A 20,748-nucleotide genomic window follows, 5' to 3' on the forward strand; every position below is an offset into this window, starting at 1 on the left:
TCTTACCCAAAAATATTTGCTAGGGCAGAAAAAAAGATCCATACTCACGATAGTTGGCATTATTTTGTCTGTAACACTATTTACAGCCATAGGAACCATTGGCCTTAGCTTCAGAGACAAGGTGGTTCGGCAAACCGTTCATGAGTACGGGGATTACCATGTTTCCTTTAAAGGATTACCCGGAGAAGCCGTCTCAAGAGTTGTCAATAATGCATCCGTAGAGAGTGCTGGAATTATCAGCAGAGAAGGTTATTCGGTCATCAGCAAAACAAGTGAGAAAGAAAAACAGGAAAATCCGTTTGCTGCACCTTATCGGTATTTGAATCTCAAAGATTATGATGCCGATGCGATGAACAAGCTTCAGATTCAGTTGGACTCGGGCAGGCTGCCCCAAAATTCGCATGAAATTATTCTTTCAACCTGGAGCCTGGATCGTTTTGCGACCAAACCCAAGCTTGGAGATTCCATTACTCTGCGTCTGGGAGAACGAACGGTCGCATCAACCGGGGAGATTAAACCTATCAATGGTCTGGGTGATTATGGCTGGGATCTTGATGAAGAATTTCGTCCTCAAAAACAGAGAGAATTCACCGTTGTAGGATTTATGAAGACGGGTACTAAAGCTTCGTGGTCTGCCAGCTTCATTTTACCAGCCATCACATATGAAGATAATGTAAGAATCGATGCAGATAAAAATTATTTTATTTATGTCAAAATGAAATCGATGAACCAGATTCAGGCGAAGACGGAAGCGATCATATCTTCATTGAAGTTAGACCAAGTGGATCAAGGCTCTGCCTTAGCCTTGGATAAGGATATTCAATATAAAGATATTCGTGTCGAATATAATAATGAACTGCTTAAATTGTATGGAAAAAGCACCTATGAAGGTGTAAACCATAGTTTGTTATATGCATTCGCAGCGATCATCCTCATTATTATGGGTTGTACGAGTGCAGTGATTTATAATACGTTTCATATTTCTGTTCTGGAGCGGACCTCTCAATTCGGAATGCTGCGGTGTATTGGGGCTACCCCATCACAACTACGTAAATTAGTTGTTAAAGAGGCAACAATACTTAGTCTAATTGCCATTCCTATTGGATTATTGACGGGAACCGTTTTTATGAAACTTCTGTTTTATAACATCAGCTTTTTGGCGTTGGGATTTCTGAATGATATGCAAATGGTCATCTCCCTGCCGATTTTGATCATCGCCGGAGTATTGGGATTATTGACGGTTTATCTGTCGGCTATCGGACCTGCGAGACTGGCTGCAAAGGTATCCCCACTTGAGGCGATTCATAGCTCGGGAAGTACAACGGTGGAAGGCATAACATCTGTCCGAAAATCAATGCTTCTGGGAAAACTGTTAGGTATAGAAGGGCAGTTTGCTAGTCGAAACATCAGGCGGAACAAAAAGCGCTTCCGCATAACTGCCATTTCAATAGTGATCAGCATGATTCTATTTATTGTCTTTAGCGGACTAACTGGGTTACTGGGGCAGACATCGCAATCAGGTACCAATTATTCCTACTCGGTTATCTATGAAGGACCTTCCAAACGGATCGACGATTCCGTATATTCTGACATTGTTAAGCTTGATGCAGTAGAACATGCTTATCCGTATTACAATAATCAAGTAATGGCCATGTTTCCAAAAGAAAAAGTTAATCCCGAGTACTATGAACTCCGTCCGGGAATGTATTCTGTTGAAGATGGAGAGAAGTACCGCACAGACAATAATTACCTCGAATCCTATGGAGATAACGGACTCGATGCTCTCAAATCCAAACTAACAGCTGGTAAGATCGACAAAGAGAAGATGAACCGGGAAAATGGCGTTATCGTCATTCAGAAATTAAGAACAATAACAGAGGATGGCAGACAGATCGTTATGGATCAAACCCAATTCAAGGTTGGGGATCACATCCAAGTACGTAGCTTTGATCTGGACGAGAAGGGTCGTGGTTACACAACATTGACGGTAACTGGAATTGTTGATCAAGGCTTGTTGTCGAACAGTTATAATGAGAGTGCAATGCTTGAATTCATAACGACGCCAGAAGTCGTAGAGAAGGTTACAGGGAACGATGCTTACGCCAGAATCTTTATTCTCGCCAAAACCGATGTTTCCAACAAACCAATTACGGACTATCTCAAATCCTTGTCCCAAAAAGATGCAGGTTACAGCTACACAGATAAGGTGGAGCAAATGGCTCAAGCAAAAAACGATGCGATAACCGCCAAGATCTTTTTATACGGGTTTATTGGTGTCATTGTCCTGATTGCCTTCCTGAATATACTGAACACCGTCAGCACCAACCTCATTCTACGCACCAAAGAATTTGCGGTTCTCAAAGCTATCGGCATGACACAGCGTAATGTGGGGAAAATGATCCTATTAGAAGGTGTTTTATACGGCCTGTACGCTGCAGTATACGGTAGTATACTCGGAACAGCACTGAGCTATGGGATATATCATCTCTTCAAAGGTGCTGTCGATGTAGGTTGGGTCATTCCATGGTCTAGTATTGTACTTGCTTGCACAGGTGCCATAGCAACAACACTTGTTGCTACAGCTTGGCCGATGTATCGATTAAACCAGACGAGCATCGTTGAGGCATTGAGAAAGGAAACATAGACAACTATACAACAGATGATTGCTTGAAAAGTCGCATAAATAGAGTGCGGCTTTTTTGGTTTTAAGAACGTCTTCTAAACAAGTTTACATAACAGCAGATGATTCGGCCGCCTTACTTTTTTTTGCAAGCGGCTTTTTTCTGAGTGTCCGATCATATACATACGGCTTTCCGTGATATTCCCATGCATGCTTTTGTTTCTGCTTTTTATGTATATCCACTTTAATCTCCAGATTGGCAACGTTACTTTGGAATTCAGTAGCAATTCGTTTGCACCATTTCAGTCCACTTTCCTCTGATGCACTAAAATGAACGCGTAACAGATATCCATTCACCGTTAATTCAAACTTGTATAAATTCATGAGTTGTATCCTTTCCAGGTGGGAGTATTATACTGCACCAAATACGATAATCTGATTATAATAGGAACATACGTTCTGTTAAAGTGGTATTTATGATTCTCGATAAGCAAAAGGTTCGCTAGACACCTTTGCAAGAGTTCGTTTAATGGTAAAATATTTAAAAATGGTTCATGTTGGGGGATACGCATGTATAAACTGATGATCGTCGATGATGAATTGCTCATGCGGGTTGGAATTCGTTCCATGCTGAATTGGGAAGAGTACAATTTCCATGTTGTTGGTGAAGCTGGAAATGGTAAAGAGGCATTGAGCCTTGCACTTGAAGTGATGCCGGATCTAATTATTACAGATATCAAGATGCCGGTTATGGATGGACTGCAGCTTATACAAGAGGCCTCCTGTGTACTGAAAACCTGTAAGTATGTCATCCTGAGTAATTTTGACGAATTCCATTATGTGAAAAAGGCACTGAAACTTGGCACTTCAGATTACTTGATTAAAAGCGAGATCACCGAATCCTCCCTTATTGAGCTCCTGAGCACGGTTGGACAGAAACTGCAAAGTGAACATGTTCATCCAACCAACACACCCTCTATCGCACAGGATTATTCCAAGAGTCTAAGATATCTAAAGGATAGCTTCTTTCAAGATGTTGTAAGCGGATTCATAAGTGGAGAGGATATCGTCTCCAAAGCAGAAGAACTGCAGTTTCGTATCCATTTGGGCGAGCTGGTTGTTATCAAGTTCATCGTGAACTATTACGAGGACGCAAAGAGGAAATATGTCGAGAAGGGGGAAAAGCTACTCCGATTTTCAATTCTTAATATTATGGAAGAGATCATTCCCTCGAAGTGGGAGAAAGAGATTTTTGTTGAAAGTTCTTCTGAATATTGGGTGATCGTCAATGTACATCCTGAGAGCCAATCTGTACACACCGACCTTAATAAACTATGTAACAAATTGCTATCTTCCATCAAGGATTTTATGAATCTGTCGCTCACGGCAGGAGTAAGTACGATGGTTTCGGGGTTTCCTCACATTAAGAAGGCCTGTCAAGAGGCGGAAATGGCTCTGCAACAAGGATTCTTCACAGGTAGCAACAAGGTGTTGTATTACGAGCAGATGGCCCAATCCCCAGATCGACATGAAGTTAAGGGGGCTTTAAGCCCGCAACAGGAACGAGATTTGTTGAAGTTGTGGGTAAGCAAAGACAACAATAAAGCAAAGGAATTCCTTGAAGGAATCCGATCCAATCTGGAACAGCAACGAGCGGATGAGAACAGCATTCGCAAGCAATATATCATGGTAATGGAGACCATTCACTCTCATCTATCCCGAGCTACGGAGAGAGGAACACCTTCCTTAACAGAGAAATCTCCATATGAAATTGTTCTTAAGGGGGAGTATTGGGAGGATATCCACCAGGATATGCTTGCCCATATTGCGTATTACTTCCAAACCGATTCCCAAAACAAACAGGAAAGCACCTACACGGATCTTGCGACTGAATTGATTGACAAGTATTATGCGGAGGATATTTCCTTGCAAAGTATCGCAAGCCAAATCAGTGTTAATCCGTCGTATTTAAGCCGAGTGTTCAAGCAGGAACGAGGGGAGAACTTTATCACGTACTTGACCCGAGTTCGTATTGAACATGCTAAAGCGTATCTATTGAGCAGAGGAATGAAAGTGTATGAAATCGCAGAAAAGGTAGGTTACCATAATTACACGTACTTCAGTAAGATTTTCAAAAAATCGGAAGGTGTCACTCCTGAGGAATATCGAGAGTTACAGCGGGGATGAATGTAATCGGTGAATAGAGGTGCAGCATATGAAGCGTGTTCGGCCCTTTCAAATCAAGTACAAAATTATGGTGATCTGTATGACGGTCATTATCCTGCCGGTATTGGTGATGACGATTAATTCGTATTACTCCTCGGAACGGTTATTGGCACAGAACTATACAACGTTGCTAAACGATCTGGCCAAGCAGACGAATATTCGCATTGACGAGTTCCTTAAGGAGATTGAGAAAATTTCGCTCCTAGCCAGCAATGGCCTTAGTGACAATCTGTCTGCGACTCATGAAGGCAGTTTCCCAATCCAGGATTTCCTGCGAAAGGGTGACGAACAACATGAGATTGCCGCATACAATATTCTGATGAATTATATCATGATGAAAGATCGCGTATTTTCCATCTACCTCTACAATATGAACGGAGGGCAAGACCTTTTTGTCAGTCCACATCAACCCATTGATCCAAACTTCAAAGTAACGAATGAACTGTGGTTCAAAAAGTTCATGCATGAAAATGATCGAACCATTACGCTCACAACACGAATCGATGAGCAATTGGAGAATAAAATACTGGCCGTGTCCCACGCTCGCAAAATTCATGATGTATCTAGTGGAGAACTGCTTGGCGTGATCGTTGTCAGTATTGATATCAAATTCATCGAGATTGTCAATCGTAACTTGCAGGAAGGGTTACGCTCCAGATTCATGATCGTTGATGAGGATGACAAGATCGTATATAACGTGAACGAACGATTAATCGGGACATTGTTCAGGGACAATGTTCGTCCACCTGAATCATTAAATGTCGTGGTGACCAGTCCCCTTAGTCAGCAAAAATGGACAACTTACTTATATATGCCTTTGGATGAGCTGACTGCGGATGGCAAAATATTGGGCCGGAACCTGGTGACGCTCGCCATAGTCATTGTTCTTTTTGCTGCCGTCATATCCATATTTCTATCTCATGTGATCACTACTCCCATTAAAAAACTGCTACGAAATATCGCGCTAGTCGAGAAAGGTCAGTTTGAACAAGTCGAACCTATTGGCTCAAGAGACGAGATTGGACATTTATCCATTCGATTTAACAGAATGTCCCACGAGTTGAAGCGGTTGGTCGAGCGGGTGCAGCAGGAAGAGATCGAAAAAGCCAAGGCGGAGATGCGTGCGCTGCATGACCAGATCAAACCTCATTTTCTGTACAACACACTGGGATCGGTGAAATGGATCGCCTCGATGCAACAAGCTGACAAAATCGTGGACATGACCGATGCCCTAATCTCGATGCTCCGCTATGCAACCAAATCCGAGGGAACACTGGTCACGATTCGTGAGGAACTTGATAATATAACGAATTATGTAACGATCCAGAATGTCAGGTACTACGATTGTATTCAGATGAGATATGAGGTTGAGGATAAAGTGTTGCATTATCGGATGCCCAAAATGATCCTGCAGCCCATTGTAGAAAATGCAATTTTTCATGGTCTGGCCGAGCTGGAGGAAGACGGAATCATTACCATACGGATTCAACTGCTGGGGGATGAAGTTGTAATCGAAATTAGTGATAACGGTGTGGGTATGGATCATGATACCATGCAGAATCTAATGGAAGAAAAGTCTGGTGCAGGTTCAGGAACCCATGGGATTGGATTGCATAATGTGCAGCGGCGAATTCAACTTCATTTTGGAAGACCTTATGGAATACAGGTGGAGAGTAAAGTAGGTGAAGGTACCAAGTTCTCCATTCTGCTGCCTGCCATTTCAGAGTTCAGATAGAACAAAAGTGCTTGCAGTATGAACTGCAAGCACTTTTGGTTTACCCCTTGACGCTTCCTAACACCAAACCCTTGGTAAAGTATTTCTGTAGGAACGGATACACGAGTAAAATCGGAATGGCACCCAAGAACATCTGAGCGGCGCGTCCCGTTCTGGCGTTCATCATGGACAACAGCTGCGTGTAATCTGATCCTGATTTCAGCATAATTTGTTCAAAGCTCTGCAACAGGGTCTGAAGGTAGCTTTGTAATGGATAATTGGCTGGATTGTTCATATAGATAATGCCATCGAACCATGAATTCCAGTGGGCGACAATACTGAACAAACCAACGGTTGCAAGAGCTGGCTTGAGGAGCGGGAGGAGTATACGAAGCAATACCTGTACAGGCCCAGCACCATCGATAATGGCTGATTCCTCAATCTCCTCGGGCAACCCCCTAATGAAATTCATGAGGATAATCATGCTGAATACGGGGAGAGCCCCAGGCAGGATCAGAGACCATATGGAATCGATCAGCCCCATTTTGACAACAACGAGATAGGTTGGAATTAGTCCTCCACTGAATAACATGGTTACGATAAAAAATCCCATATAGATATTGCGCCCCATCAATTTTTGTTTAGACTTGGAAAGGGGGTAAGCCGTGAGTACAATCAAAACCAGGTTCACCAACGTTCCGAGAACGGTTCGTTGAATGGCAACCCAGAGAGATGAAAAAAATGACCCGCCAGTTAATGCGAATTCATATGCAGTTGTCGTGAATTCGACAGGCCAGAACGTAACATTCCCCGCAGATACAGCTGAACTGCTACTGAATGAAACCGCCAACAGGTTGATAAACGGGAGAATACAGAGTAGAGAGATTAGTAGCAATATGAAGTAGTTAAAGATAAGAAACACACGTCTGCTTATACTTTTATCATGGATCATAGTATCCGTTCCTCCTTCTTAGAAGATGCGATAACCAGCCACCCTGTAGGCAAGGATGTACGATACGGCAACCAGAACACTGGAAATGATGGATTTGAACAATCCTACGGCGGTACCAATCGAATACTGTGCCTGCTGAATTCCCAGACGGTATACATAGGTGTCAATAATATCACCGGTCTGATAGACGACAGGAGAGTAGAGATTATAGATTTGGTCAAAGCCAGCATTGAGTACATTTCCAAGTGACAACACGGTCATTAAAACAATCGTTGGCATGAGGAGCGGCAACGTGATATAGATGGTCTGCTTCCAGCGTTTGGCTCCGTCAATCACCGCGGCCTCGTAAAGTCCCGGATCAATACTGGTCAGTGCCGCCAAATAAACAACCGTGCCAAACCCGAAACCTTTCCATATGTCACTCACGATCATCGTCCAAGGAAAAATGGAGGGTGTGCCAAGAAAGGAGATCGGTGCAATCCCGAATACGCCAAGAAACGTATTGATAATGCCATCGGAGCTCAGGATATCCAGCATGATGCCGGCCATAATGACCCAAGAGAGGAAGTTCGGAATGTAGACCAGTGTTTGGAATGTACGTTTGATTCCACTGTGAAGTACTTCGTTGAGCAATAATGCAAAAATGACGGGCACGATTATACCGCCTATAATCTTGAAGACAGACATGTACAATGTATTCCAGATCGTTCTGACAAAGTTCGGCTGATTAAAGATATGCGCAAAATTATCCCATCCTACCCATGGCGAATTAAAACCGAGGCCCGGATTATACTTCTGAAATGCGATAATAAGTCCGTAGAATGGGATATAACTAAAGATAAAGACCAGGACCAGGCTTGGGATCAACATGAGGTGGTAAGCTCGCTGTTGCTTCCATTTTCTCAGCAATTGTATTCCTCCGTTCTTGGCGCGATAAATTTGTAACCGCTACCAAGAAGGGGCGAGAACATTCCCGTCCCTTCCTGGCAACAGACTTATTATTTTCCGTATGCCTCATTGACGGCCCGGGTTGCATCATCGCCGCCGGCTGCTCGCCAGTTCTGGACAATCACATCGAAATAATCGATACTTTCGCTACCCATAATGATCTTGGTGAAGCCCTCCGTCAGGATATCATCCAAGGTTGTTCCATAGCTGGACAGGATCTCTGGTGTAACACCCCATAAGGCTGTCTTCGTATAGTTTTCGCTGTCGAGTACTTTTTTGGCAAGACCATACGCATTTTTGGGAGCCCCTTGTTGCAAATAATCACCGACTGCTCCTGGGGTTGCGTTCTCCATGAATTCAACACTGTTATTATATTTTTGCCACATACCCGAAGTCGTAAGTCCACTGGTATCTTTGGATTCAAGGGCAGCTGACACCGCCTCAAATTGCTCGTAATCCGAATTCGGATTCAGTACACGGAACGCACCGACAACATGGGCAATATCGTTATCCAGCAAAGCGGATAGTGTTTCTGTAGATTCCTTGCCATTGCCTTCATCCACGATATAGGCATAGTCGTTCAAAATCTCGATCACTTTCTCGGGGTTCTTGAATCCCTTCTTCATGACAATATAATTGTTGTTAGCGAAAAAGATGGATTGTTTGGCTTCCTTCCCATCAACGGTAGGAATGATATAAGGATAGAAGATCGCGTCCTTGCCCAAGTTGGATACCGTATCGACCCCCGGATTATAACCCCACCATTGGTAATAAGGCTGCATTCCCACTTTGCCGGCAACAATGTCCGCGTTCATCGCGTTGAAGTCTTTGATTGCAAATTCGGGATCAATGATGCCTCGCTTGTACCATTCCGACCACTCAGCCAGTGCATTCTTCATCTCAGGCTGTACGGAGCCATACACGAGTTGTCCACTGTTATCCTCCATCCACATATCCGGATGCGCATTCCATGCGATAGCGAGCAGGTTGAGGTAATCCAACGATTGGTCTACTGCTATGCCATAACCCCCGTGCTTTTCCATGAATTTCAGTGCGATATTTTTAATGTCTTCCACCGATTTCGGGTCCTGGAGCTTTAATTCTTCTTTCCAGTCGTTCCGAATCCAGATGAAGTCTGGTTGTTCAATTAATCCCCAGTGCATCTGCGGTATGCCGTACAGCTTGCCGTCTTTCTTTCCGGACTCGTAACTGTCTGCATCCGCTTCCATATAACCTTTGAGACGATCCGAAGCGTGTTGATCAAAGACCTCGGAGAGGTCCATGACCATATCGGCTTCGACCAACTGCCTTAGTTGCGAGGGGTTAACCCTGAAGACGTCAGGAAGATCGTTCGATGCGATTGCCAAATTTAATTTGGTATCATACTCATCGCTGACCCAGTCTGTTTTCACATTGATATTAAATTTCTCTTTGTAGCGTTTAATCCACACATTGTTGGTGATGTCGTCGCCCTTTGGATATTTTGCAGAAGAGTATTCAGATGTTACGGTGTGAATGGTTGTTGTTCCAGCCTCGGTGGTATCCGGGTCCGTTGTTGAACCTTTATCAGCACCACTTCCATTACTACAGGCTGCGAGTAATAAGGTTGACATGCATACAGACAAGACTAAAGCTTTTGTTTTCCTGTTCATTTCTTTTCCCCCTTATCAGTCATATTTCAATAACGCCTTCATGAAAATATTCTAAACGAGAAAGGGGGAACGTGATATAAAGGTTATTGACGAGAACCCGTATGTTTTTTACTTTTGAGTCGTAGCGAAGAAAAGATTAATGAGCTTTGTGCACTTTTTTTACTTTATACTCCTTCTTTTTTTACTCATGTCTCCAAAAATTGTTTTAGATGACGATCGATAACGAGTGAATCTACTTCGTTAGCTCCGATCCCAAAGCAGTGCCCCCACTTGGACTCTATAGGTTGATACACAGCGTTTGGCATATGTTGAACATCATACGCACTGTCTTCTGGCGTGAAGAACAAGTCACTTGATCCTGGCATAACGAGTGCAGGAGAGGTGATCTTGCTTAACGCCTGTTCGAAGTTGCCGTCATCTACGGGATTATCGCTAATGTCTCCATATATTCCTGTCCGCAGCATGGTAATCAAGTCGTTAGCATCGAAGGAAAGAAACACTTGATCCCAGTAATCTTCTACATAAGATTTCAAGGAGTCGTAACCCTCAGATTGATACAATTTCTCCAAATAATATGCCTGCGAAAACCCCCATGGAGCATAAACTCTTCCCATCGCTGCGAGACCGGCAACCGGAGGGCGCTCATATCTACCATTTCTAAAATTGGAATCTGCCTGTAACGCCGCGATCATGGATTCGAACACCAGCTGTGTATGGGGTCTGCTCTTTGCTATTCCACCAAAGGGGGCAATTCGTTCGACCATCTCCGGATAACTCGTTCCCCATTGATATACCTGCATGGCTCCCAGAGACCAGCCCACAACAAGTTTGATCTTGGTGATACCGAATTTCTCAGTGAGTAGTTGATGTTGGGCACGCACATTGTCATACATGGAGATGAGAGGAAAGTTCTCCTTATCCAATGGGGCAGGGGTATTGCTCGGAGAGGACGATAATCCGTTACCCAACATATTAGGTACAATGATAAAATACCGGCTGGGGTCCAGCGCCTTGTCCGTTCCAATTAACCATTCATTATCTGTGTGAAGTCCAGCAAACCATGTTGGAACAACAATAACATTGTCTTTTGCCGGATTTAAGTTTCCATAGGTCTTGTAAGCTATAAAAGCTTCAGGGAGGTGTTGCCCCGATTGAAGTAATGTATCACCAAGGTTATATGTTTCATAATCGTTCATGGATTGATTCTCCTTTAAAATAGAGTCATAACTTGATTTCACTCTACAATACGTCTATCATCAATTCAACGAAAGGTTATTGAATATATCATTCATTTATTTTGAACATAGGAGGTGATTGATTCATGGAAATACGTCAGTTAAAAACCTTTTGGACACTTGCATCAACCTGCAGCTTTAGTCAAACTGCTGAATTATTGAGCTATGTACCGTCTACCATAACCATGCAGATCAAATCGCTGGAAGAAGAGCTCGGTGTGAAATTGCTGGATCGATTAGGCAAAAAGGTTGTGTTAACGGATGCTGGGCAACAGTTTTTACCATATGCCACTAAGATTTTAAATGATGTAGAGGAAGCGAAATGCATATCTAGTCAACATGGGGAATTGGCAGGAACGGTTGTTATTGGAGCAGACGAAGTGCTCTGTGCTTATCTTCTTCCAGCCTTGTTCAAACGTTTCCGAGCAGACCATCCTGGTGTGCGGTTATTGTTCCGCCCGTTGTCTGGGCAAGAGCTTAAATCGAGTCTGAGAGAAGGGCATGCCGATGTCGTTTTTGTATTGGATGAGCCGGTTGGTTCCAAAGACCTGCATTCTGAATTTTTGAAAAGTGAGACCTTTCAAATGGTGGTTTCTCCCGATCATATGTTAGCATCACGTTCCGCGTTGGTTATTGATGACTTCCACAAACAGCATTTTTTATTGACCGAAAAAAACTGTTCGTATCGCACTTATTTTGACCAATCTCTATTGAAAAAAGGTGCGGATGCGCTGACAGAGCTTGAGTTCCATAGTGTAGAAGCCATTAAACAATGCGTTCTGGCTGGTCTAGGGATTGCGCTGTTGCCCGAAATGGCTTTAAAGAAAGAGTTGAGCGAAGGGGAAGTGGTTGCTCTGCCGTGGGATTTATCAGATGTATCCTTTTCTGCACAAATGTTATGGCATCGGGAGAAGTGGATATCCCCATCCATGGCTGCTTTCATTCAGACCGCAAAGAGTGAGTTGGGTTGATTGTTCAGAATTTGTTTAGATGTATGTGTTAAAATATTGTTCACAGATAAATATGGGGGATTAGCAATGGAGAGAAAGATTAGAAATTCTGCAAAAGCATTGATTATCAAGGATGGGAGAATGCTGGCGATTAGGCAGGAAGATAATGATGAAGTGATCTACATCCTGCCTGGTGGGAGCCAGAATGCAGGTGAAACGCTGACCGATGCTGTGAAGCGTGAAGTTGGGGAAGAAATCGGAGTTGATGTAGAACCGTTATCACTGGAATTTGTCATTGAAGGTGTATACGGGGAAGCTCTTCATCGTGTAGATTTTGTTTTTTGGTGTGAGTACATAGGTTTAATGGAGCAGGACAATTCTATTCTGTTAATGGACGATAACCAGATAGAATATGAATGGCTCGAAATTAATAAGTTGAACCAACTGCCATTATTTCCTTCGAAATTGCGAAAGCAGATTGTCAGGTTAGTTGAGGGAGAAAAAACGGTTATGTACTTAGGAAACGAGGAAGATGACGACCTGAGTAGTTAGATGTGCACACGATGAGTTATTCGTCAACAAATGGAAGTCTTGTATGTATAAAGCAAAGGCTATTTCAAAGGACGTAATGGTCCACTGAAATAGCCTTTTTCCCGTTGAACAGAGTGTACAGAGCGATTAGAAAATGAACATCCAGACGAAGCGGTTACATAAGCCAGGAGTTATATATCTTGTAACTTCATACCTGCTGTCATATTTTTCTGACCCCACATGACCACGGATTCAATTAAAGGAACCAATTCCTTGCCCGATTCGGTGAGCGAATACTCCACTCTCGGTGGAACCTCGTTATATTGCTCCCGATGCACGATGCCGGAATGAATCAAATCCTTCAAACAGTTTGTTAGCATCGTTCCGGTAATGCCAGGCAGTCTTCTTTTTAATTCATTGTAACGTATGCAGTCATTCTCACTAAGGATTGCCAGGATCGGAAGATTCCACTTGCCTCCAATGACTTGAAATGCATAAGTCGCTGGACATAACTGATCGAAATTAAACTCATATTTCACTTGATACCCTCCAATAGTATACTTTTTGATACTAAGTCAGAAAAAGAATCGTACTTGTTCAGAAGATTGTAGACATTATAATCAAACTAATACAAGAAAATCAATGCATATGACAAGATAAAGGCGGGATATACGTGAATAACGAATCTATGATGTGTGATCTGGAAACCGGCGTATGTGGTGTGAGCGAGGAAGAGACGATGCAAAAAATCAATCTGAATCACGTTGAGAAAAAGATAACTCTTTATTACGCAACAGATCCAATTTGCTCTCACTGCTGGGCACTTGAGCCTGTGCTTCAACGGTTTGTTGATGAATACGGTCATTATTTTACAATGCAAATCAAAATGGGTGGGTTACTGGCTAACTGGAATGGTTTCTCGGATGGTGCTAACGGGATTCAGAAGCCTTCGGACGTTGCAGGGCATTGGAAGGAAGTGGGTGAGCATTCACGCATGCCCATCGACGGTTCCTTATGGCACGGTAATCCAATACTTTCTTCCTATCCGCCTTCTCGCGTATTTAAGGTCATTCAGAGTACACATCCTGGTAAAGAACATGAATTTTTAAGACGTGCGCGTGAAGCCGTGTTTGCATTTAATCGAAATATTGGGGAAGATGATGTGCTGACGGATATCGTCAATCAACTGGGCTTGAATGGAAAAGAAGTGGTTGAGGCGGCTGCACAGCAATCTGCACAAGAGTTACTGGAGGAAGACTTTGAGCGTGTCGCCAGTTTGGCAGTTAGAGGTTTCCCATCCATTATCATTGTGAATGAAGAGAACGAAGGTATGAAAATTGTCGGAGCGCGTTCTCTTGAAACCTATGTGCAAGCACTTCAGCAAGTACTGGGAGTTGATCTGCAACCCAAACAGATTACCCCGTTGGAGCAGAAAATCAATGAGGGACACCTTCTTTTTTCTAAAGAAATAGAAGTCATGTACGATATCGAAAAGAGTGATGTTGCATCCTATGTGACATCTGAATTGGCTGAAAACACATATCGTATGGGTCATATTTTGAATGAGATGTATATTGAGCATATCTGAGCAGAAAAATACAAGAATAGAATTAACACATTTTTACCGAAGGATTATTGTCAATATTAATATGAGCCTCAATCTTGAGTACACGCACTCATTAATCTAACGGGCAGGTCACATATGTGGCTTGCCCGTTTTGTGTATCATTGAGTAATAAATAAGTTTAAACTAAACTTACTTTTGACCTATACCTGAGTTAATACTAATAAGCACATCATAAGCTATAGGAGGACTTGATCACGAGACTTCAAACCATTCAAGTAAGGAGTGTTGGGCATCAGATGAGGAAAATGATTCAGTTTCCGATGGTGTGGATGTTTGCAGGAGTATTTATTTTGGTAGTGTTTGGCTCAATGTTTAGCAGGATATTTATTGGTTCAAATGGCTTCATATCTATTGTGCTGGCCCTGGCTGGAGGTGTTCTTTCCATCACTATATACTGGCTTATCATGAGATTTCTGGCAGGTCAGCACAACGTTGAAGAGATACATATAAAAAGGGCAGGAACCGAGACCATTTTTGGTACGTTTATTGGAATGATTTTTATTGGGGTTTCTGTCGGTGTCATTGTTTTGCTTGGGGGATATACGTTCACATGGTCTAGTCAACATTCCATCACGCCCATATTCGCTTTGGCGATTAGTGCCGCTATTGTAGAAGAGTTGGTGTTCCGTGGTTTGTTCCTGCAAGCGATGGAAAGACTGATCGGAAGCTGGCTCGCGTTGGCCGTAACATCGCTCTTTTTTGGTTTAGCCCATCTCGCTAACCCTGGAGCCACTATCTGGAGCTCTATCGCGATTTTCATAGAAGCAGGTGTGTTACTGGGGGCAGGCTTCCTGTGGCGGCGAAACCTGTGGTTTGTCATGGGACTCCATTTTGCCTGGAATGCGTTTGAGGGCATGTTAGGTATACCCGTTTCGGGCATGGCCTTGGACGGTTTATTTGAAGTTCAAATGACAGGTTCAAGACTTCTGACTGGAGGAAGCTTCGGGCTTGAAGCCTCCATTGTACCGATGATCGTCAGTTTACTGATTGCAATCCCTATGCTGATTAACGCTTACAGGAACGGCAATATGATAAGCAAGGAGAGAAAATCAACTAATCACTTCATCCCCCCAATTAGATGATTAACATTCATTGTAATATTTGTGGAGAAACGAACTGGACTCAAAACAAAGCGAAGTCTGCACCGGCTAAATTACATGGGACTGAATTAAATGAAATGATGAGAGAACGAGGAATATGCGGAGGTTGAGGTAGGAGATGGCAAAGGTTACAGCGGGTCATTTTTCAATTTCGACACACGGATGTACTATTCGCACAGGCAAGTCGTCCACCCATTGCGTAGACTGAAGTAGATCAAGTCAAGTGAGGTGAATTCCATGGCGAAGACCAATGAAATACACGTCAAGGCAAACCGGCTTAAGGATCGTCCAGTCTGCGTGACTCTTCGTAACGGTGAAACGTACGTCGGGTACATCTCTGGCGTTAACGGCGAAGGCGTAGTGCTTACCGGGGGCGGAAAGCTTATTCAGGCCGCAATCACAGCACCTTCTTCTGAAGGCAGTGCTCGCAAATCAAAACCTAAAGCAGGGGCTACGAGAAAAACAGTCTCCTCTCGAAACCGTAAACCCGCCAACAGTACTCGAAACTCGCAGGTACGATCCCGGTCGAAGTCTCGTTCAGCTTCCCGGCAAGCTCAGGTATCATCTTTCATGCCTATGCTAGGCTCATTGTTAGGTGGCTTTGGCGGACTTGGCGGTGCAGGCTCAATTGGAGGTATGTTAGGCGGGGGGATGCGGTTGTTTGGCATGATCCAGCGGTTTACACCTGTGGTCAAAATGGGGTATGGCATGATTAAGCAGATTCAGCCATTTATGGGCGCCGTTCAAGGGTTGATGACTCCACCAAGCCAAGCAGCTACGGGTGAAGCAGCCGAATCGGAAGAGAACGAGAACTAATCAAATGCTCATACCAGAAAGCAAAATGAAAGCTGCTTCCCGTGCTTAATGGAAGCAGCTTATTTGCACCCCGTTGTAAGCCAAAATGCTGTTCTTGAAAAGAATTTTCCCTTGGCAGCAAGTGCTAACGAACCTACCACATCTTATTAGGCTGATATTCAAGAAATAAAAAGTTTAACGAACCTCAGTAAAGCTATTGCTCTATAAAATGGCTTCTTATCCTGAAATAGTAGTACGTTTGCCGAAATAACCTCTTTGTAATTCGTTACACGTCAAAGCTGCGCAAAAGGAAGCGAATAACATGTGTGAGATTTCTTAGATCATTTACAGCGATTCGCGCAAAGCAAGTTTCCTTGTAACAGTGAACGCGAACAAGAGGCCTTCCCAGTCATCGGTATGACTCATGGGAAGGCCCCTCACTACACTGATCTTGCGCATTGAAACACGCATGGTATTTGGGCTATTTTAACGAAAAAGGTAGTTCAGCTAACTAACTCCAATTAAGCTTGTTTGGTTTTCAGACGAATCACGTTCCAAGACGCTTTGTTCAGCACAGCTTGAACTTTACCTTGATCCACGGTTGTGTGTCCGCCATTGTGTGGAAGGACGTTGCGTGGATTTTCTTTGGTATTCGTAGCCTTCAGGTCGTTGTTTTCCAGTACGATGTGCTCTACAAATGTGGTTTCTCCGAAAGAACGCAGATCCACATTCAATTCCAATTGCTCATCCAGATGTCTGTTCACCGCAAAGATTGTGATCGTACCGTTCTCTTCATCGTGCACACTGATCGCTTCGAGATAAGGCACATCCGTAAAGTCTTTGGAATCGTATTTAGGTGAAGTTGTGATGGAACGCAGAACCGTTCCGCGCCCAAAGTTGGATGCGTGCAGGAACGGGAAGTATGTTGTCTGGAACCAGATTGCTCCGTTATTTTCCGTCATGATTGGTGCGATAGTATTAATCAACTGGGCGAGGCAAGCCATTTTAACACGGTCAGCATGTTTGAGAATGGTGATCAGATAACATCCCACTGCCAGTGCATCTTCATGTGTATACACATCTTCAAACTCTGGTGGGGCAATCTGCCAACGTTCTTCCATACGGCTTGTGCCAATGGATTTCCACACATTCCACTCATCCAGGGACAACATCAATTTCTTTTTGCTGCGTTTCTTGGCTTGTACAAAATCACAGATCGAAGCCACACTATCAATAAATTGATCCAGATCCAGCGAAGTTGCCAGGAAGTCATACGTGTTGTCTTTGTTGTTATTGTAGTACTGATGGAGGGACAAGTAGTCCACATTTTCATAGGTAAGATCAAGCACGGTTGCTTCCCAATCTGCAAATGTCTTCATGTCACGGCTGGAGCTGCCACATGCAACAAGTTCAATCTCTGGGTCAACCCACTTCATCGCTTTGGCTGTCTCATTGGCAATACGGCCATATTCATATGCAGTCATTGCACCAATCTGCCAAGGGCCGTCCATTTCGTTGCCGAGGCACCATGTTTTGAATTTATGCGGGTCCTTGTAACCGTGAGAGATACGCAGATCACTCCAGTATGTGCCAGATGGATGGTTGCAGTATTCGACCAGGTTTCTGGCCGCATCAATGCCGCGAGTACCCAGATTTACAGCCATCATTACTTCCGTACCTACCAACTTGGCCCAATCTGCAAATTCATTCGTGCCCACAGCATTGGTTTCGATCGTCCACCATGCCAGTTCAAGTCTGCGTTTACGCTCCGCTACCGGACCGACGCCGTCTTCCCAATTGTAACCGGATACGAAATTGCCACCCGGGTAACGAACGATGGGTACGTTCAGCGCTTTGATCGCTTCAATGGCGTCCTGACGGAAACCTTGAGCATCCGCAGTAGGATGACCTGGATCATAAATACCGCCATATACAGCCCGGCCCAAATGTTCTACAAATGAACCGTATACACGTGGGTCTACTTCAGCAATCTGAAAATCTTTATCAATAAGCATCTTGGATGTAAGCATGGGAAAACCTCCATAGAATTAATTTTAGGTGCATAAGAAACTTTATTTCACGATGAGTTCGCATAAAAGCAAAATCAACTCATTGATTTGTTATCTAATGTGTATCATAATGCTATTAGATTGAGCAAGTTCATTTTACAGGATTCGCTAAATAACGAATCCTAAATTGCTGATCTATTAGATTTTTATAGAGATAAGGAAGTGAAGTTCATGATGCTTGGCACGGATGCCTCATCCTTGATTATATATGAAGCGCTCGCCAGCGAGGCCCGTTTAAATATCGTTCGTTTATTATTGCAAAACAGGGAAATGCATATCAATGCGCTTGCGAAAGAGCTGTATCTGAGCAAAGCCATCGTTAGTACACATGTGAGCAAATTGCAGAAAGCAGGCATCGTAGGCAGCCGCATGAAGCGTGAGAACGGTGGAACGTATAAATATTGCTTTATTGTGCAAGAATTCATGACAATCAATCTCTCTCCTGAACCCGTTGATGCTCCGTACCATGAAGTCTCTATTCCGGTTGGTCAGTATACGGATTACGAAGCTTGGCCTACCTGTGGCATTGCAACTCCAACGCAAATGATCGGACAATATGACACACCAGCCTGCTTCATGGACCCGGATCGGGTCAACGCGGGTATTCTTTGGTTCGCACAAGGCTTTCTGGAATATAAGATCCCGAATTATCTGAATACTGAACAGCATCTCCAGGAAATTGAAATTTCACTCGAAATAAGTTCGGAAGCACCCCAAGTCAATGAAAACTGGCCTTCCGACATTCGTTTTTCCCTGAATGGCACACATCTGGGAACATGGACAAGCCCAGGGGACTTTGGCGATCGGAAAGGCAAACATACACCGCTATGGTGGAAATTGGACGTCAATCAGTATGGTGTACTCAAGGTGCTGCGTATTAACGGAGAAGGCACGTTTATAGATGGCCAGCGCATCTCGGATTTGCGTATCCATGATCTGAGACTGGATTCTTCCACGTACTGGACATTTGGATTAAGACCGGAAGAAGGGGTACCTGGTCGAGGCGGACTTACGCTGTTTGGGAAAGGGTTCGGTAACTACGATCAGGACATTTTGATTCGGTACTATTACGAGGCAGGGGAATCTACATCTCCTGATGTATAAGATGCTGTCTTTTATGTCATTTTAATAAGACAATAATCACTTAAACGAAGTGTATGAAAAATCCTTTGTACTGATATTGACAACGATTACATCGGTGGTGTAAGATACAGCTAAATAAGGAGTGTCACTGATTCGATCAGGCACCACCACAGTCTGGATTCACAAGTTTTTTGACTTGTGTTCGGGACCATGGTGGTGCTTTTTGCATATTGGGGGTGAGAACATCATGAGGTTCAAAAAATCGTTAAACAATAACATCGCCCTGGCGGAAGACACAGAAGGCTGCGAAGTCATTGTCATCGGAACGGGTGTTGGATTCAAAAAAGTGAAAGGGCAGCCGATTGAGCAGAGCCAGATCCAGAAAATGTTCAGGATCGGCTCGAATGACAAATATCAGCGAGTCGAGCAATTTCTCAGCGATATCCCTCTGCAAGTCATCGACATTACGGATCAGATTATTGAAGAAGGCAAAACGCTGATCGGAAAAAAGCTGAATGACTCGATCCTGTTAACTCTTGCAGATCATATTCATTTTGCACTGGATCGTTTCAAAAAAGGCGTGGATGTGCAAAATCCGCTTCACTGGGACATTCGCCATCTATATCCTGCCGAATACAGCGCCGGAGAATGGGCAGTTCAAAAAATCAATGAAACTTTTCTGGTCTCACTGCCATCTGGTGAATCAAGCTCTATTGCCCTTCATTTCGTGAACTCACAATTCGACTCGGGCAGTATGAACCAAACAATTAAAATTACACAGATGATTAACGACATTATAGGGATCATGACGGAACATTTTGGGATGGTACTGAATCAGGATTCTGCGGATTTCTCCAGATTTATCACCCATCTGAGATACTTCATTGTTCGTCAGTTGAACCGCGAAGTACTCTCGTTTAAAGATCAGCAATTTCTATATGATGTATTGTCTGAGCGATACCCGTCCAGCTTCCAATGCGCACTTAAAATAAAGGAGGCGATGGAGAGGCAACGCGGATTCGTGATTACTCCCGATGAGATGGTATATCTCATGATACACATCGAGAGAGTGACATCCCGTACCGATAAGGATTAATCTCAATACAAACTGTTTGAAGTTATACCATCATTAATATGAATTGAATATGGAGTGTTACTGATTCGATCAGGCACCACCAAATGTTTCCGACTCCGCATCTGCGGCGGGCCGGTATTACATTTGGTTTTTTTTTTTCGCCAAAAAAGG

17 protein-coding genes are annotated in these 20,748 nt (G+C 43.6%); 10 read left to right on the forward strand and 7 right to left on the reverse strand.

Features of this window, described 5'->3' with window-relative positions; genetic code table 11:
* Positions 1-16: 16 nt before the first annotated feature.
* On the forward strand, positions 17-2,644 hold the full coding sequence (locus ACE3K2_RS10820) for an FtsX-like permease family protein (RefSeq protein WP_421889666.1): 2,628 nt from the start codon (positions 17-19) through the stop codon (positions 2,642-2,644).
* Between the two features lie 84 nt (positions 2,645-2,728).
* On the opposite strand, the gene ACE3K2_RS10825 is transcribed toward ACE3K2_RS10820, so the two are convergent.
* Positions 2,729-3,004: a hypothetical protein gene (locus ACE3K2_RS10825; RefSeq protein ID WP_421889668.1), complete on the reverse strand. Its 276-nt coding sequence runs from the start codon at positions 3,002-3,004 to the stop codon at positions 2,729-2,731.
* Between the two features lie 186 nt (positions 3,005-3,190).
* Between ACE3K2_RS10825 and ACE3K2_RS10830 the strand changes: the two genes are divergently transcribed.
* Both ACE3K2_RS10830 and ACE3K2_RS10835 read left to right on the forward strand, forming a co-directional pair.
* Positions 3,191-4,807 (forward strand): helix-turn-helix domain-containing protein, encoded by a 1,617-nt coding sequence (locus ACE3K2_RS10830; RefSeq protein ID WP_421889670.1) that lies wholly within the window; start codon positions 3,191-3,193, stop codon positions 4,805-4,807.
* Positions 4,808-4,835: 28 nt separating this feature from the next.
* Positions 4,836-6,581 carry a cache domain-containing sensor histidine kinase gene (locus tag ACE3K2_RS10835; protein ID WP_421889672.1) on the forward strand — a complete coding sequence of 582 codons (1,746 nt, stop codon included), beginning with the start codon at positions 4,836-4,838 and terminating at the stop codon, positions 6,579-6,581.
* A 40-nt stretch (positions 6,582-6,621) separates the two neighbouring features.
* Here the strand turns inward: ACE3K2_RS10835 and ACE3K2_RS10840 are convergent, their stop codons facing one another.
* The 4 genes from ACE3K2_RS10840 to ACE3K2_RS10855 all read right to left on the reverse strand — a co-directional run bounded on the left by ACE3K2_RS10840 (position 6,622) and on the right by ACE3K2_RS10855 (position 11,308).
* Positions 6,622-7,512, reverse strand: coding sequence for a carbohydrate ABC transporter permease (locus ACE3K2_RS10840; protein ID WP_421889674.1), 891 nt, complete (start codon positions 7,510-7,512; stop codon positions 6,622-6,624).
* Positions 7,513-7,530: 18 nt separating this feature from the next.
* Positions 7,531-8,421: an ABC transporter permease gene (locus tag ACE3K2_RS10845; protein WP_278295126.1), complete on the reverse strand. Its 891-nt coding sequence runs from the start codon at positions 8,419-8,421 to the stop codon at positions 7,531-7,533.
* Positions 8,422-8,510: 89 nt separating this feature from the next.
* On the reverse strand, positions 8,511-10,112 hold the full coding sequence (locus ACE3K2_RS10850; RefSeq protein WP_421889676.1) for a hypothetical protein: 1,602 nt from the start codon (positions 10,110-10,112) through the stop codon (positions 8,511-8,513).
* Positions 10,113-10,297: 185 nt separating this feature from the next.
* Positions 10,298-11,308: an alpha/beta fold hydrolase gene (locus ACE3K2_RS10855; protein WP_421889677.1), complete on the reverse strand. Its 1,011-nt coding sequence runs from the start codon at positions 11,306-11,308 to the stop codon at positions 10,298-10,300.
* A 125-nt stretch (positions 11,309-11,433) separates the two neighbouring features.
* On the opposite strand from ACE3K2_RS10855, the gene ACE3K2_RS10860 reads away from it, so the two are divergent.
* Positions 11,434-12,318, forward strand: a complete 885-nt coding sequence (locus tag ACE3K2_RS10860) for a LysR family transcriptional regulator (protein WP_421889679.1) — start codon at positions 11,434-11,436, stop codon at positions 12,316-12,318.
* Between the two features lie 66 nt (positions 12,319-12,384).
* On the forward strand, positions 12,385-12,849 hold the full coding sequence (locus tag ACE3K2_RS10865) for an NUDIX domain-containing protein (RefSeq protein ID WP_421889681.1): 465 nt from the start codon (positions 12,385-12,387) through the stop codon (positions 12,847-12,849).
* A gap of 170 nt (positions 12,850-13,019) precedes the next feature.
* On the opposite strand, the gene ACE3K2_RS10870 is transcribed toward ACE3K2_RS10865, so the two are convergent.
* Positions 13,020-13,367, reverse strand: a complete 348-nt coding sequence (locus ACE3K2_RS10870; RefSeq protein ID WP_421889683.1) for a winged helix-turn-helix transcriptional regulator — start codon at positions 13,365-13,367, stop codon at positions 13,020-13,022.
* Between the two features lie 134 nt (positions 13,368-13,501).
* Here ACE3K2_RS10870 and ACE3K2_RS10875 point away from each other — a divergent pair, with 134 nt between their 5' ends.
* The 3 genes from ACE3K2_RS10875 to ACE3K2_RS10885 all read left to right on the forward strand — a co-directional run bounded on the left by ACE3K2_RS10875 (position 13,502) and on the right by ACE3K2_RS10885 (position 16,371).
* A complete protein-coding gene (locus ACE3K2_RS10875) occupies positions 13,502-14,416 on the forward strand; it encodes a DsbA family oxidoreductase (protein ID WP_421889685.1) in 915 nt (304 codons plus the stop codon).
* A 275-nt stretch (positions 14,417-14,691) separates the two neighbouring features.
* Positions 14,692-15,537 carry a CPBP family intramembrane glutamic endopeptidase gene (locus ACE3K2_RS10880; RefSeq protein WP_421889687.1) on the forward strand — a complete coding sequence of 282 codons (846 nt, stop codon included), beginning with the start codon at positions 14,692-14,694 and terminating at the stop codon, positions 15,535-15,537.
* Between the two features lie 255 nt (positions 15,538-15,792).
* Entirely contained in the window at positions 15,793-16,371 is a 579-nt protein-coding gene (locus tag ACE3K2_RS10885; RefSeq protein ID WP_421889689.1) for a hypothetical protein, read from the forward strand.
* A gap of 500 nt (positions 16,372-16,871) precedes the next feature.
* Here the strand turns inward: ACE3K2_RS10885 and ACE3K2_RS10890 are convergent, their stop codons facing one another.
* On the reverse strand, positions 16,872-18,380 hold the full coding sequence (locus tag ACE3K2_RS10890) for an alpha-N-arabinofuranosidase (RefSeq protein ID WP_421889691.1): 1,509 nt from the start codon (positions 18,378-18,380) through the stop codon (positions 16,872-16,874).
* Between the two features lie 210 nt (positions 18,381-18,590).
* On the opposite strand from ACE3K2_RS10890, the gene ACE3K2_RS10895 reads away from it, so the two are divergent.
* Positions 18,591-19,523 carry an ArsR/SmtB family transcription factor gene (locus ACE3K2_RS10895; RefSeq protein WP_421889693.1) on the forward strand — a complete coding sequence of 311 codons (933 nt, stop codon included), beginning with the start codon at positions 18,591-18,593 and terminating at the stop codon, positions 19,521-19,523.
* Positions 19,524-19,749: 226 nt separating this feature from the next.
* A complete protein-coding gene (gene licT, locus ACE3K2_RS10900) occupies positions 19,750-20,598 on the forward strand; it encodes a BglG family transcription antiterminator LicT (protein ID WP_421889695.1) in 849 nt (282 codons plus the stop codon).
* Positions 20,599-20,748: the final 150 nt, after the last annotated feature.

The sequence above is a fragment of the Paenibacillus sp. genome, assembly GCF_048976745.1.
GTDB lineage: Bacteria > Bacillota > Bacilli > Paenibacillales > Paenibacillaceae > Paenibacillus.

Excerpts from the sequence above, each read along its gene's own strand:
- ACE3K2_RS10825 (WP_421889668.1), bottom strand. The coding sequence starts at position 3,004 with ATGAATTTATACAAGTTTGAATTAACGGTGAATGGATATCTGTTACGC.
- ACE3K2_RS10830 (WP_421889670.1), top strand. The coding sequence starts at position 3,191 with ATGTATAAACTGATGATCGTCGATGATGAATTGCTCATGCGGGTTGGA.
- ACE3K2_RS10835 (WP_421889672.1), top strand. The coding sequence starts at position 4,836 with ATGAAGCGTGTTCGGCCCTTTCAAATCAAGTACAAAATTATGGTGATC.
- ACE3K2_RS10840 (WP_421889674.1), bottom strand. The coding sequence starts at position 7,512 with ATGATCCATGATAAAAGTATAAGCAGACGTGTGTTTCTTATCTTTAAC.
- ACE3K2_RS10850 (WP_421889676.1), bottom strand. The coding sequence starts at position 10,112 with ATGAACAGGAAAACAAAAGCTTTAGTCTTGTCTGTATGCATGTCAACC.
- ACE3K2_RS10855 (WP_421889677.1), bottom strand. The coding sequence starts at position 11,308 with ATGAACGATTATGAAACATATAACCTTGGTGATACATTACTTCAATCG.
- ACE3K2_RS10860 (WP_421889679.1), top strand. The coding sequence starts at position 11,434 with ATGGAAATACGTCAGTTAAAAACCTTTTGGACACTTGCATCAACCTGC.
- ACE3K2_RS10865 (WP_421889681.1), top strand. The coding sequence starts at position 12,385 with ATGGAGAGAAAGATTAGAAATTCTGCAAAAGCATTGATTATCAAGGAT.
- ACE3K2_RS10880 (WP_421889687.1), top strand. The coding sequence starts at position 14,692 with ATGAGGAAAATGATTCAGTTTCCGATGGTGTGGATGTTTGCAGGAGTA.
- ACE3K2_RS10885 (WP_421889689.1), top strand. The coding sequence starts at position 15,793 with ATGGCGAAGACCAATGAAATACACGTCAAGGCAAACCGGCTTAAGGAT.
- ACE3K2_RS10890 (WP_421889691.1), bottom strand. The coding sequence starts at position 18,380 with ATGCTTACATCCAAGATGCTTATTGATAAAGATTTTCAGATTGCTGAA.
- ACE3K2_RS10895 (WP_421889693.1), top strand. The coding sequence starts at position 18,591 with ATGATGCTTGGCACGGATGCCTCATCCTTGATTATATATGAAGCGCTC.
- licT (WP_421889695.1), top strand. The coding sequence starts at position 19,750 with ATGAGGTTCAAAAAATCGTTAAACAATAACATCGCCCTGGCGGAAGAC.